The organism is Streptomyces sp. NPDC001407, assembly GCF_042895325.1.
Taxonomy (GTDB): Bacteria; Actinomycetota; Actinomycetes; order Streptomycetales; family Streptomycetaceae; genus Streptomyces.
This window is the reverse complement of record NZ_JBIAWF010000012.1, coordinates 151,615-164,303: the sequence shown is the minus strand read 5'-3', so window position 1 is coordinate 164,303 and position 12,689 is coordinate 151,615. Positions and strand designations below refer to the sequence as shown.

Annotated in this window: 8 protein-coding genes; 2 read left to right on the top strand and 6 right to left on the bottom strand. The window is 71.0% G+C overall.

Annotated features, from left to right (window positions below; all coding sequences use genetic code 11):
• Positions 1 to 520 precede the first annotated feature (520 nt).
• Together ACFY1P_RS18505 and ACFY1P_RS18500 are read left to right on the top strand one after the other, a co-directional pair.
• Positions 521 to 1,738: an acetyl-CoA C-acyltransferase gene (locus ACFY1P_RS18505; protein ID WP_361530641.1), complete on the top strand. Its 1,218-nt coding sequence runs from the start codon at positions 521 to 523 to the stop codon at positions 1,736 to 1,738.
• Positions 1,735 to 3,864, top strand: a complete 2,130-nt coding sequence (locus ACFY1P_RS18500) for a 3-hydroxyacyl-CoA dehydrogenase NAD-binding domain-containing protein (protein ID WP_390751139.1) — start codon at positions 1,735 to 1,737, stop codon at positions 3,862 to 3,864. The genes ACFY1P_RS18505 and ACFY1P_RS18500 overlap by 4 nt, the downstream gene beginning before the upstream one ends.
• A 471-nt stretch (positions 3,865 to 4,335) precedes the next feature.
• Here the strand turns inward: ACFY1P_RS18500 and ACFY1P_RS18495 are convergent, their stop codons facing one another.
• From ACFY1P_RS18495 to ACFY1P_RS18470, 6 genes are all read right to left on the bottom strand, one after another.
• Positions 4,336 to 5,256, bottom strand: a complete 921-nt coding sequence (locus ACFY1P_RS18495; RefSeq protein ID WP_361530635.1) for a UTP--glucose-1-phosphate uridylyltransferase — start codon at positions 5,254 to 5,256, stop codon at positions 4,336 to 4,338.
• Positions 5,257 to 5,369: 113 nt separating this feature from the next.
• On the bottom strand, positions 5,370 to 6,713 hold the full coding sequence (locus ACFY1P_RS18490) for a UDP-glucose dehydrogenase family protein (protein WP_390751138.1): 1,344 nt from the start codon (positions 6,711 to 6,713) through the stop codon (positions 5,370 to 5,372).
• Between the two features lie 57 nt (positions 6,714 to 6,770).
• On the bottom strand, positions 6,771 to 8,612 hold the full coding sequence (locus ACFY1P_RS18485; protein WP_390751137.1) for a glycosyltransferase family 39 protein: 1,842 nt from the start codon (positions 8,610 to 8,612) through the stop codon (positions 6,771 to 6,773).
• Positions 8,612 to 9,607, bottom strand: a complete 996-nt coding sequence (locus ACFY1P_RS18480) for a glycoside hydrolase family 26 protein (RefSeq protein WP_390751136.1) — start codon at positions 9,605 to 9,607, stop codon at positions 8,612 to 8,614. The genes ACFY1P_RS18485 and ACFY1P_RS18480 overlap by 1 nt, the downstream gene beginning before the upstream one ends.
• Positions 9,604 to 11,019, bottom strand: coding sequence for a glycosyltransferase family 2 protein (locus ACFY1P_RS18475; RefSeq protein ID WP_361530644.1), 1,416 nt, complete (start codon positions 11,017 to 11,019; stop codon positions 9,604 to 9,606). The genes ACFY1P_RS18480 and ACFY1P_RS18475 overlap by 4 nt, the downstream gene beginning before the upstream one ends.
• Positions 11,020 to 11,580: 561 nt before the next feature.
• Positions 11,581 to 12,663 (bottom strand): hypothetical protein, encoded by a 1,083-nt coding sequence (locus ACFY1P_RS18470; RefSeq protein WP_361530624.1) that lies wholly within the window; start codon positions 12,661 to 12,663, stop codon positions 11,581 to 11,583.
• Between the last annotated feature and the right edge of the window lie 26 nt (positions 12,664 to 12,689).

The following is a 12,689-nucleotide window of genomic DNA, read 5'->3' as shown; positions in this document are numbered from 1 at the left end:
TACCCCGCCCCTTCCCGGCTGCATCTGATGCGCGGCTCCGCCGCGGCCGGGGCTCCGCCCCGGACCCATGCCCCGGTGCGGGCCGGGGGATTTGTTCCCCTACCCCGCCCCTTCCCGGCTGCGTCTGATGCGCGGCTCCGCCGCGGCCGGGGCTCCGCCCCGGACCCATGCCCCGGTGCGGGCCGGGGGATTTGTTCCCCTGCCCCGCCCCTTCCCGAAACCGGGGAGACCCCGGACCCCAGCGCCCTTCGGGCGCGTCCTCACACTCCCCCAGCTACCTCCCCCAGACTCCGTCCGGGGGTGCCCCCAGAGGTGCCCCCAACGGGCTGGATTTGGCTGATGTGAGTGCCAATCCAGCCCGTCCGGCGTTTGAGGACGCGCCCGATGTGACGTTCGCCGCCCCGCAAGGGGACTGGGCAGCTTGGTTACCCGCAAGTAGCATGACGGCATGAGTCCGCGTCGCGGCGGAGCCGTACCGGCATGCCCGCGCGCAGCGATCCGCACCTGGAGGAGAGCCAACGTGCCTCGTACCGCTAGGGACGTCGTTTTCGTCGACGGCGTCCGCACCCCGTTCGGCAAGGCGGGCCCGAAGGGCATCTACCACGAGACCCGCGCGGACGACCTCGTCGTCAAGTGCATCCGTGAGCTGCTGCGCCGCAACCCGGACCTGGATCCCGCCAGGATCGACGAGGTCGCGATCGCCGCGACGACGCAGATCGGCGACCAGGGCCTGACCCTGGGCCGCACGGCGGGCATCCTCGCGGGGCTGCCGCAGTCCGTGCCGGGCCTGTCCATCGACCGCATGTGCGCCGGTGCGATGACGGCCGTGACGACCGTCGCCGGTGGCGTCGCGTTCGGCGCGTACGACCTCGCGGTCGCGGGCGGCGTCGAGCACATGGGCCGCCACCCGATGGGCGAGGGCGTGGACCCCAACCCGCGCTTCGTGTCGGAGAAGCTGGTCGACGAGTCGGCCCTCTTCATGGGCATGACCGCGGAGAACCTGCACGACCGCTTCCCGCAGCTCACCAAGGAGCGCTCGGACGCCTACGCGGTCCGCAGCCAGGAGAAGGCCGCCAAGGCGTACGCCGACGGCAAGATCCAGCCCGACCTGGTGCCCATCTCGATCCGCCGCACCTCCCCCGAGGGCGGCGAGCTCGGCTGGGGCCTGGCCACGGCCGACGAGCCGATGCGCCCGGGCACCACCATGGAGGGCATCGCCAACCTCAAGACGCCGTTCCGCCCGCACGGCCGGGTGACCGCGGCCAACTCCTCCGGCCTCAACGACGGCGCGACCGCCTCGCTGATCGCCGCCGAGGACGTGGCGCGCGAGCTGGGCCTGCCGGTCCGGATGCGCCTGGTGTCGTACGCCTTCGTCGGCGTCGAGCCCGAGGTGATGGGCTACGGCCCGATCCCGGCGACCGAGAAGGCACTGGCCAAGGCGGGCCTGTCGATCGACGACATCGGCCTGTTCGAGATGAACGAGGCGTACGCGGTGCAGGTGCTCGCGTTCCTCGACCACTACGGCATCGCGGACGACGACCCGCGGGTCAACCAGTACGGCGGCGCGATCGCCTTCGGCCACCCCCTCGCCTCCTCCGGCGTGCGTCTGATGACGCAGCTGGCCCGGCAGTTCGAGGAGCAGCCGCACGTCCGCTACGGCATCACCTCGATGTGTGTCGGCTTCGGCATGGGCGGAACGGTCATCTGGGAGAACCCGCACTTCGAGGGGGACAAGTGAGCACCACCGCTGAGCTTTTGAAGGGTGCGGCCGAGCTGTTCCCCGACGAGGTCGTGACCCAGGCGCACGTGCGCCACCTCGACCTCCCCCTGGGCGCGGGCAACTTCGCGCTCATCACGCTGGACAACGGCCTGGACCACACCAAGCCGACCACCTTCGGCCCGCAGTCGCTGGCCAACCTGGACGCCGCCCTCGACCAGGTCGAGGCGGAGGCCAAGGCGGGGAAGATCGTCGGCGTCGGTGTCACCGGCAAGCCGTTCATCTTCGCCGTGGGCGCGGACCTCAAGGGCGTGGAGCTGCTGCGGCGCCACGAGGACGCGGTGGCCATCGGGAAGGGCGGCCACGACGTCTTCAAGCGCCTGTCGGCGCTGGCGGTCCCGTCGTTCGCCTACTACAACGGCGCGGCGATGGGCGGTGGCGTCGAGGTCGGACTGCACTGCTCCTACCGCACGGTGTCCAAGGCGATCCCCGCCTTCTCGCTGCCCGAGGTCTTCCTCGGTCTGGTCCCGGGCTGGGGCGGATGCGCGCTGCTGCCGAACCTCATCGGCGCGGACCGCGCGATCTCGGTCGTCATCGAGAACTCGCTCAGCCAGAACCGGCAGCTGAAGGGCAAGCAGGTCTTCGAGCTCGGCATCGCCGACGCGATCTTCGAGGGCGCCGACTTCCTGGAGCAGTCGCTGCTGTGGACCGCGTCCGTCCTCAAGGGCGAGACCGAGGTCGTGCGCCCGGAGATCGACCGCGGCGAGGCCTGGGACCAGGCCGTCGAGCGCGGCCGGGCGATCGCCGACTCCAAGGTGCACGGCGCGGCCCCGGCCGCCTACCGCGCGCTGGACATCATCGCCGCGGCCAAGAACGGCGACCTGCGCCAGGGCTTCGAGGCCGAGACGCAGGCCCTCGCGGACCTGATCATGGGCGGCGAGCTGCGCAGCGGCATCTACGCCTTCAACCTGGTGCAGAAGCGCGCCAAGCGCCCGGCCGGCGCGCCGGACAAGTCGCTGGCCCGCCCGGTCACCAAGGTGGGCGTCGTCGGCGCCGGTCTGATGGCCTCTCAGCTCGCGCTGCTCTTCGCGCGCCGCCTGGAGGTGCCGGTCGTGCTGACCGACATCGACCAGGAGCGGATCGACAAGGGCGTGGGCTATGTCCACGGCGAGATCGACAAGCTGCTCGCCAAGGGCCGGATCAACCGGGACAAGGCGAACCGCCTGAAGGCCGCGGTCACGGGCTCCCTCGACAAGGCCGCCGCCTTCGGCGACGCGGACTTCGTCATCGAGGCCGTCTTCGAGGAGATGGGCGTCAAGCAGCAGGTGTTCGCCGAGGTCGAGGCGGTCGTCCCGGCCCACACGATCCTGGCGACCAACACCTCCTCGCTGTCGGTCAGCGAGATGGCGTCGAAGCTGAAGCACCCCGAGCGGGTCGTCGGCTTCCACTTCTTCAACCCCGTCGCGATCCTCCCGCTGCTGGAGATCGTGCGCGGCGAGCAGACCGACGACGCGGCGCTGGCCACGGCCTTCGGCGTGGCGAAGAAGCTGAAGAAGACCGCGGTGCTGGTGAAGGACGCCCCGGCGTTCGTCGTCAACCGCATCCTCACCCGCTTCATGGGCGAGATCCAGAACATCATCGACGAGGGCACCCCGGTCGAGACCGCCGAGAAGGCCGTCGAGCCGCTGGGCCTGCCGATGTCGCCGCTGGTGCTCCTGGAGCTGGTCGGCCCGGCGATCGGCCTGCACGTCTCCGAGACGCTGGCCGGATCCTTCCCCGACCGCTTCAAGGTGTCGCCGAACCTGTCCGCCGTGGTCAAGGCCGGCAAGCGGGGCTTCTACGTCCACGATTCCGGCAAGCCGGAGCTGGACCCCGAGGTGCTCGCCCTCCTGGTGCAGGGCGACTCCGTCCTCACCGAGGAGCAGGTGCGCGACCGGGTCCTGGACGCCGTCGCGCAGGAGATCGGCCTCATGCTGGACGAGGGCGTCGTCGCCGAGGCGCAGGACATCGACCTGTGCCTGATCACGGGCGCGGGCTGGCCGTTCCACCTGGGCGGCATCACGCCGTACCTGGACCGCGCGGGCGTCTCCGAGCGGGCCGTCGGCAAGCGGTTCCTTGCCGACGGGATCGCCAGCGTTCCGGCCTAGCCACTTGGCCTGCGGGCCGCGCGTGTACGGGTTTCCGTGCCGCGCGGCCCGTTCGCGTTTCTGTCCTGGGCCTCCGCCCCAGACCCCTGACCGCGCTTCGCGCGGTGTCCTCAATCGCCGGACGGGCTGAATTGCACGGACCGTGGGTTCGTTGCCTGCGGGCCGCAGGCTACGGACTACGGTCCGCACATCCAGCCTGTTCGGCGTCGCAGACTACGGACTACGGTCCGCAAAACCAGCCCGTTGGGGGCACCTCTGGGGGCACCCCCGGACGGAGTCTGGGGGAGGTAGCTGGGGGAGTTCGAGGACGCGCACGCAGTGCGCTCCCGCCGCAGGCGGCGAACCGGCCCGCAGCTCGGGGTCTGGGGCAGCGCCCCCCACGCGGCGGAGCCGCACATCAGACGCAGCCGGGAAGGGGCGGGGTAGGAGAACAAAACGCCGCAGGCGGCAACGGACCCGCACCCGGGAAAATCAGCCGCGGTCCGCGGACGAAAGCTCCGTAGCCGCGAATTCGCGGAGCCACGTACGGAACTCCGGCCCAAGATCCTCGCGTTCGCAAGCCAGCCGGACCGTGGCGCGCAAATACTCGCCACGGTCCCCCGTGTCGTAGCGCCGGCCCCGGAAGACCACACCGTGCACCGGCCCCCCGGCACCCGACGTCGCCAACTCGTGCAGCGCGTCGGTCAGTTGGATCTCGCCGCCCCGGCCGGGAGCCGTGTGCCGCAGGACGTCGAAGACGGCGGGGTCGAGCACGTACCGCCCGATGACCGCGTAGTTGCTCGGGGCCGTGCCGGGCGCGGGCTTTTCCACGAGCCCCGTGATCCGCAGCTCCTCGCCGTCCCCCGTCGTCGGCTCCACCACGGCGCAGCCGTAGAGGTGGATGCGGTCGGCGGGCACCTCGGTGAGGGCGATCACGCTGCCGCCCAGCCGCTCGCGCACGGCGATCATGCGCGACAGGAGCGGGTCACGGGGGTCGATGAGGTCGTCACCGAGCAGGACCGCGAAGGGGCTCTGCCCGACATGCGCCTCGGCGGCCAGCACCGCGTGCCCCAGGCCCAGCGGGTCGCCCTGGCGGGCGTAGTGCAGGGTGGCCAGGGTGCTGGACTCCCGTACGAGCGAGAGGCGTTCGCGGTCGCCCTTGGCCTCCAGTACGGTCTCCAGCTCGTGCGCCCGGTCGAAGTGGTCCTCCAGAGCACGCTTGTTGCGCCCGGTGATCATGAGGACGTCGGTGAGCCCAGCCGTCGCCGCTTCCTCCACGACGTACTGGATGGCCGGCTTGTCGACGACGGGCAGCATCTCCTTGGGTGTGGCCTTGGTGGCCGGCAGGAAACGGGTGCCCATGCCGGCGGCGGGGATGACGGCCTTGACCACGGGGGTGGTGGGTGTCTGCATGACGGGGCGTGGCCGAGGCCACTCCTTCCTCGTGTGGGGTCTGCGCGGCGCGCGCGCCGCGAAGGCGGGTGCCGGAGCGGGTCCGGCCGACGGCCGCGGGGCCGCCGCGGTGTTCACCGGGCGGTCCCGAACGCGCCGGGGGCGCGGCCGAGGGAGTGGAAGTCCCAGCCGGCCTCGGTCCAGGCGGCACCGTCCAGGGCGCCGCGGCCGTCCACGATCCGGGGCCGGCGCGCCAGCGGTGCCAGTGCGGCGGGGTCCAGCTCCCGGTACTCCCGCCATTCGGTCAGGTGCAGGACGACGTCCGCTGCGCGCACGGTGTCCTCGGCCGACATCGCGTAGTCCAGCAGGGGGTGGGCCTTGCGCGCGTTGTCCATAGCCTTGGGGTCGTGGACGCTCACCTCCGCGCCGTCGAGCCGGAGGCGGGCGGCGACGTCCAGGGCGGGTGAGTCGCGGATGTCGTCGGACTCCGGCTTGAACGCGGCACCGAGCACCCCGACGCGCTTGCCGAGGAGCGAGCCGCCGCACAGCTCGCGGGCCAGCTCGACCACGCGATCGCGCCGCCGCAGGTTGATCGCGTCCACCTCGCGGAGGAAGGCCAGCGAGCGGCCGGTGCCCAGCTCCTCCGCCCGTGCCGCGAAGGCGCGGATGTCCTTGGGCAGGCAGCCGCCGCCGAAGCCGACCCCGGCGCGCAGGAAGCGGGCCCCGATGCGTTCGTCGTGGCCGATGGCCCGCGCCAGCACGGACACGTCCGCGTCCGCCACCTCGCACACCTCCGCCATGGCGTTGATGAAGGAGATCTTGGTGGCGAGAAAGGCGTTGGCGGCGGTCTTGACCAGCTCGGCCGTGGGGAAATCAGCGGTGATCACGGGGGTCCCGGCGGCGATGACCGGTGCGTAGACCTCGCGCAGCAGCGTCTCGGCGCCGGCGGAGCGCACGCCGAGGACCAGCCGGTCGGGCCGGAGCGTGTCCTGCACCGCGAAACCCTCCCGGAGGAACTCGGGGTTCCACGCCAGCTCGGCGCGCGGGCCGGCCGGAGCCAGCTCCGCGAGCCGGTGGGCCAGCCGGGCCGCGGTGCCCACCGGCACGGTGGACTTGCCGACCACCAGCGCGGGCCGGGTCAGGTGCGGGCCCAGGGCCTCGACGGCCGCGTCCACGTAGGTGAGGTCCGCGGCGTCGGAGCCCTCGCGCTGTGGCGTACCGACGCACAGGAAGTGCACCTGCCCGAACTCCGCCGCCTCCTCGTAGGACGTGGTGAAGCGCAGCCGGCCGGACGCCGTGTGCTCGGCCAGCAGCCGCTCCAGCCCGGGCTCGTAGAAGGGGACCCGCCCCGCACGCAGCGCGCCGATCTTGTCCGGATCGACGTCGACCCCGAGCACCTCGTGCCCGAGCTCCGCCATGCAGACGGCATGGGTGGCACCGAGATAGCCGGTGCCGATGACAGTGAGCCGCAAAGACACGGCTTCTCCTTGTGACGTTTTCTCGGGAGCGGACAGCCCCTGGGAGCGGACGGTTCGCTAGCGCTTGGTCCACACGCGGTAGGTCCCGGTGCCGGACGAGTTCTCGAAGGGGATGGTGGCCAGCAGCCGGTAGCGCGGGTTCGCCTTGAGGTTGTCGGCGATGACGGCATCGGTGCCGCCGGTGGAGAGCCCGTCGAGCACGACGAGGTCGAACCACCCGTCGTCCAGCGCCCGCTTGTAGCCGTCCTCGCCGGTGTGCGTGGCACCGCGGGAGTCCTGGTAGCTGATGTTGTCGGTGGGTGTCCACTGCCGCTGGCCGGTCTGCTCGCGGAGGTAGTACACCGCCACTTCGTGCGCGTCGCCGAGGTAGCGCCCCTTGTCGTTCACGTACGGGCGGAGCACGTCGACGAGTTGGGTGGAGTTCGGCCAGACGCCGAAGCGCCAGGTCGACTGGGCCAGCCCGACGCACAGCATCACGACCCAGAGCAGGATGCCCAGTTGGGGATAGCGGAAGTGCGCGCCGACCAGGCGGCTCACGCCGATTCCGGCCATGGGGGCCGCGAAGAGCAGTCCGAACCCGATGTGCTTGAACAGGGACACCCCTGTGCCGAGATACATCTGGTAGGCGGGGGCCAGCAGGGCCGTGCCGCAGAGCACGAGGCCGATCATGACCCGTCGGCGCCGGCCGGGGCCGCTCATGCTCAAGGAGCGGGGCGACTCGTTCATGCGGCCGCGGTGCGCGTAGGAGACGGCCCCGACGCACGCGGTGGCGAACAGCAGCCCGCCCCAGCCTGCCGACCTCGTCAGAAGGTCGAAGGCGCTCTCCGTGCCGTGCGCACGACCGGTCGTGGTCTTCTGGATGCCGGTGAGCACATCGGAGGCGAGCAGCGCGATGCCGAGCAGCGCGACGATGCCCGCGGCCAGGGCCGCGGCACGCCACAGGGACCGCTTGCCCCGGTGCGGCCAGGCGGTGAGCACGGCGAGCACGAGGACGGTCGGAAGGTAGAGCGCGGCGGCGTATTTCACCCCGACGGCCAGGGCGGCGACAGGGGCCGCGAGCAGCACGGCGGCGACGCGCGCCCGGTCCGTCCGCACGACGATCCAGGTGGCCAGGGTGAGGAGGAAGAGCGCCGCGGCGTCGTACGTCGCGAAGTTGCCCAGCACGATCGTGGACTGCGTCACGGCGAACAGGGCCGCCGCCGCCAGCGCCACCCGTTCGTTGAACATCCGCCGGGTGAAGGAGTAGAGCAGCGCCGTGGTGCCCAGCATGCAGGCGAGGCTGAGGGCGCGCGCCCCGGCCAGCCCGAACGCGGAGTCGGCGAGGGCGGCCAGCACCGGATACAGCGACGCCGAACCGGAGAAGTAGGCGTTGTAGTCGACCGGGAGCTCGGCGCCGTGGAGCAGGTGGTCGAGCTGCATGTGCCCGGCGTAGAGGTAGAGCGCCTCGTCCTGGAACGCCGTGTTGTCCAGCCGCAGGGAGAGCACCGCCTGGATGGCCAGGACGCACAGCAGCACGGCCCGGCTGACCCAGCCGCGGCGGCGGCTGTGGGCCATGTCCCAGCCGGCGTCGGGGGTCGGCGGGATGCGGTAGGCCGGCTCGGCTTCGGCAGCGGGGGCCGAGGGCTCCTGCCACGAGCGCTGCTGCGGTACGTGCGGTGCCTGGGCCACCTGGTGAATCTGATGAGTCTGCTGAACCTGCTGCTCCGGCGCGGGGTACGGCGCGTACGGCCCGGTGGCCGGGGTGGTGTACGGGTCGTACGTCTGCTGCTCGGGCCCGGTCACCTGGCCGCCGGCCCAGCCCATGTCGTAGTAAGGGTCGTTGTGGTCGGGCCCGGTGCCGCCCTGCTGCTGCGGCACTCGGTACCCGCGTCCCCTGGGGTCGTCGATCGAAGGTTCCATCACGGTTTCCGCACGTCGAAGCCGAAGGCGTCGTCGGCTGCCAGTCGTTTGAACTCGGCCAGCGCCAGCGGGCTGACCTCCAGCCGCCAGTCGGCGCGCTTGTTGTGGTCGAACCAGACGAAACCGATGATGTCGTCCCGGTCGGTGACGCCCTTGAAGAGGTTCTGCACGTCCGCACGGCGCCGGGCGCCCGGCTCCGCCGCGGTCTCGAGGATGAGCACGGGCTTGTCGCTGAAGGTGCGGACCTTCTTGAGGGTCGGGCCGAAGACGTGGTCGAAGGCGCCGCTCTCGGACGTGGTGAAGTAGCCGACCAGGCCCACCCAGTCGACGTAGGCGTCACCGGGGTAGAACTGCTCGATGTCGACGTTCTTGACCGAGTTGACGATGTTCGGCGACCAGGCCCAGATGACGTTGGTGGCACCGGCCTCGTCGAAGACCGCGCGGAGGTGCTTCCAGGCCCGGACGTAGTCCGCGGGCTTGACGTGCTTGGTGCCCCACGTCTCCCAGTGGCCGTTCATCTCGTCCGCGAAACTGATGGCGACAGGCAGCCCGAGCTTGCGCACGGCGCCCGCGTAGTCCTTGAGATAGGCGTCGGACTTGCCGTCGGCGATGTCGGCGATCGTGGTGTCGGCGGGCTCCCAGGAGACCACCGTCAGGGCGCCGGAGTCCCAGGCGTTGCGCACGCCCGCGGAGTTGAAACCGTCGCCCCACGCCGCGTAGTACTCCAGCAGGTTCGGCCTCTTGCCCACCATGTCCGCGTACTTGTCCACCGGGGCCATGGAGGTCGGCGCCTTGTCGACCGCCGCGCCGAAGAACTTCTTGCGCGGCTGGATCAGGGGGCGGAGGTCGTGGGGCTTGACGAATTGTGTGGTGGCCCCGGCCGTGGGCCGCGCTCCCCGCGCCCCGGCTTCACCGGAGGTGCAGGCGGCGAGGGGCGCGGCCACCGTGGCGAGCAGCGCGGCGGTGGTGACCGTGCGGGCTGTACGGGATCTCATGCGGCACTCTCCGCTCGGGGCTGGACCAGCACCCGGCCGACGACCAGGGCGTAGAACAGGCCGGAGGACAGGATCAGGGCGAAGTCGGGGGGATACATGGTGAACATCCGCCAGACGGCGGCGCCCACCCACAGCAGCGCGGTGCCGCCGCTCCACACCCACATACCGATCCAGAAGCGCCGGGTCTTGTTCTTCTTCGCGCCGGAGGAGCCGGTCGGCTGCCACCCCATGCGGTTCTTGCGGAGGATGTCCCAGATGGCGAAGACGTGTGCCCAGCCGTACATCATGCGGGCCGACCACGCCTCCAGCCGGTAGGGCGCCTTGTGCCAGACCGGGAAGATGACGGTGGTGTAGACGATGCTGGGCAGGACGAGCAGCAGGTGCTCGACCTTCAGCTTGTCGGGCATGCCCAGCAGCAGCACGATGGGAATCACCGGCGCCGCGAAGGTGAACAGCGCCGTGTGGATGTAGTAGAAGAATCCGGACAGATAGCAGAGCCGGCTGGAGAGCCGGATCTTCGCCTTCCAGAATTTCCGGCTGGACATCAGGCTCATCGACCCGGAACACCAGCGGTACTGCTGGTTGAAGAATGCTCCGGCGGTGTCCGGGCACACCCCGGTCGACACCGCGATCGGCACATAGCGCAGGTCCCAGCCCAGGCCCCGCAGGTCGAAGCCGGTGTGCACGTCCTCGGAGTGCTCGATCAGCGTGGTGCCGCCGTTGGTGTCGAGGGCCGCCCGCCGGTAGACCGCGCAGCTGCCCACGCAGATCGCGCCGTCACTGCCCTGCCGCGAGACCTGGACCGAGCGGTAGAAGAGCTCCTGCACGGCTCCCGCGCCGCGCTCGATCCAGTTCTGCGAGTCGAGCACCCGGAAGAACTGCGGCGACTGGACGATTCCGATCCGCTCGTCGTCCTCCATGTACGGAAGCAGTTCTTCCAGGAGGTCGGAACGCGGCGCGAAGTCGGCGTCGAGGATGAGGATGTACTTTCCGTCGGACTGCCCGTAGCCGAAGTGCATGTTCCCGGCCTTCTTGAACCAGCCACGGTTCGGCCGGGTGCCGTAGCGGAATCCGAAGTCGGCCGCCATCGCGGCCAGTTCGGGATCGGCGGCGTCGTCCATGACGAACGGCACACAGACACCCGGATAGCGGTCCGCGAGAGCGCGCACATGCGTCCAGGTGTTGTGGAGCACCTCGATGGGCTCGCCGCACACGGGCAGGAAGACGTCGACGGACGGATATTCGTCGGGCTTCCAGTTCCGGACCAGCCGCTTATGGTTCTTGAGGTCGAAATCGCGGGTGACGGCGTTCACCCGGAGCGAAATCAAGTAGTAGATGACGGTAAAGACCAGCAGCGGCACATAGACCCACAGCAGCGGCGTGGAGGCCGCCAGCTTGAACTGACTCAGCACGAGACAGACGAAGCTGACCAGTGAGCTGAGCGTCAGCACCCACAGGTGCCGCTTCACATACGCGTACTTCTCACGGTCGGTGGGCGGCTGCGGCAACAGCCCGCCGTGCACGGGCCCTCCGCGCGCCGCGTGCCGCCGGCCCCCACCGGAACGCGCGCGATGCCCACCCGTACGGGCAGGCCGAACTGAACTCATCTGAACCCCTCCGGGCCGACCGGCCCGCCTCTTCCCCACCCCGACACCGAAACGCCCACTGGTCTGAACCAATGGACATCGAAAGTATATAACTCGTAAAGAGGTGTCAAAGTGGCAGTAGCGGAGTAACCCATTCCTCCAGCCCGAATCCAAGATCGTCACCCATGAACAGACATGACAGACTTGTCTGGTTCGTGGGTACGGCAAGGGGGGCGGCCGTGGCTACGCGGCCTGGGGGCCACGAAAAGACACCCCCGGACAGAGTCCGGGGGTGTCAGTTGAGGGAGATCGAGGACAAGGGACGCGGCCGTGCGGGGACCCAGGGGGCTCACGGCTTCGGGAAGGGGGCGGGAACGCCCCCGCCGACTACACCCGCACCCAGTCCCCCAGCGCGAGGCCCGGCTCGGACATGCGCTGGCGGGCCACCCGCAGATGGCCGTCGGCGCCGAGCACCGCCAGGGTCACCCGGCCGAGGGCGTCCAGGGCCAGCGCGGGGGCGCCCGCGAAGTCCTCGCCGGTTTCGGACCATTGGCCGCCGGCCGGTTCGTCACCGGTGGGGAAGACGGCCACGGCCGGGACGCCGGAGGCGGACCGCTGGGCGAGGACCGTGCAGTCGAGGCCGTCGAGCGGCGTGCGCAGGGCCGCGGCGGGGCCGGTGCCGACGGCGCCCAGGGACGCGCTGACCGGCTCGTCGTCGGCCGCGCCGACCGGGGGCAGGACCGTGTGGAGCGCGGAGTCCGCGGCCTCGCGCCAGAAGTGGGTGATCCGGTCGTCGCCGGTCGCGACGGCCGTGGCGGTCGCGGCCGCCGGCTTCGCGGGGGTGTTGCGGACGCGCCGGAGCGGGCCACCGGGCTCGTCCTGCTGCCAGCGCAGCACGAACTCGGCCGCCGGGGCGAGGAGTTCGACGCGGCCGGTGGAGGTCGCGGCCGCGGTCATCCCGTCGAGGACGTGACTGCCCTTCAGGTCCGTCCAGGGGCCCCAGATGCCGCGCGCGTCCATGTGACGGCCGCACACGCCGCCTCCGGCGTTGCGCACGAAGACGTGGAGGCCGACGGAGTCCACGACGGCCGTCGGGGCGCCGACCTGCGCCGCCCGGTCCCAGTCCTGGCCGTGGGGCGTGCCGATCGACCGCCAGTTCGTGACCGGGCGGCCCGACTGGAGCTGCGTGGCGTAGACCACCTCGGTGGCAATCCAGTCGCCCGCGTCGCTCGGGACCTCACGGCGGCGGACACCGACCAGATAGACATAGCCCTGCGCGTTCTGCGCTATGGACAGGTGCGGGTCCAGGCCCGGCGCGGGCAGGAGCTCCGGACCGGTCCACTCGGGGCCGCCGGGCCGGGTCTCGGTCCAGCGCGCGACACCGCCCTCGGCGGGAGCGTAGGCGGTGAGACGGCCGTCACTGCCTCGCAGTAGCCAGCCGGTTACCGGGGTGGCGGTACGCACTGCCATGTCTCGCTGCCAGCCTTTCTCGCACT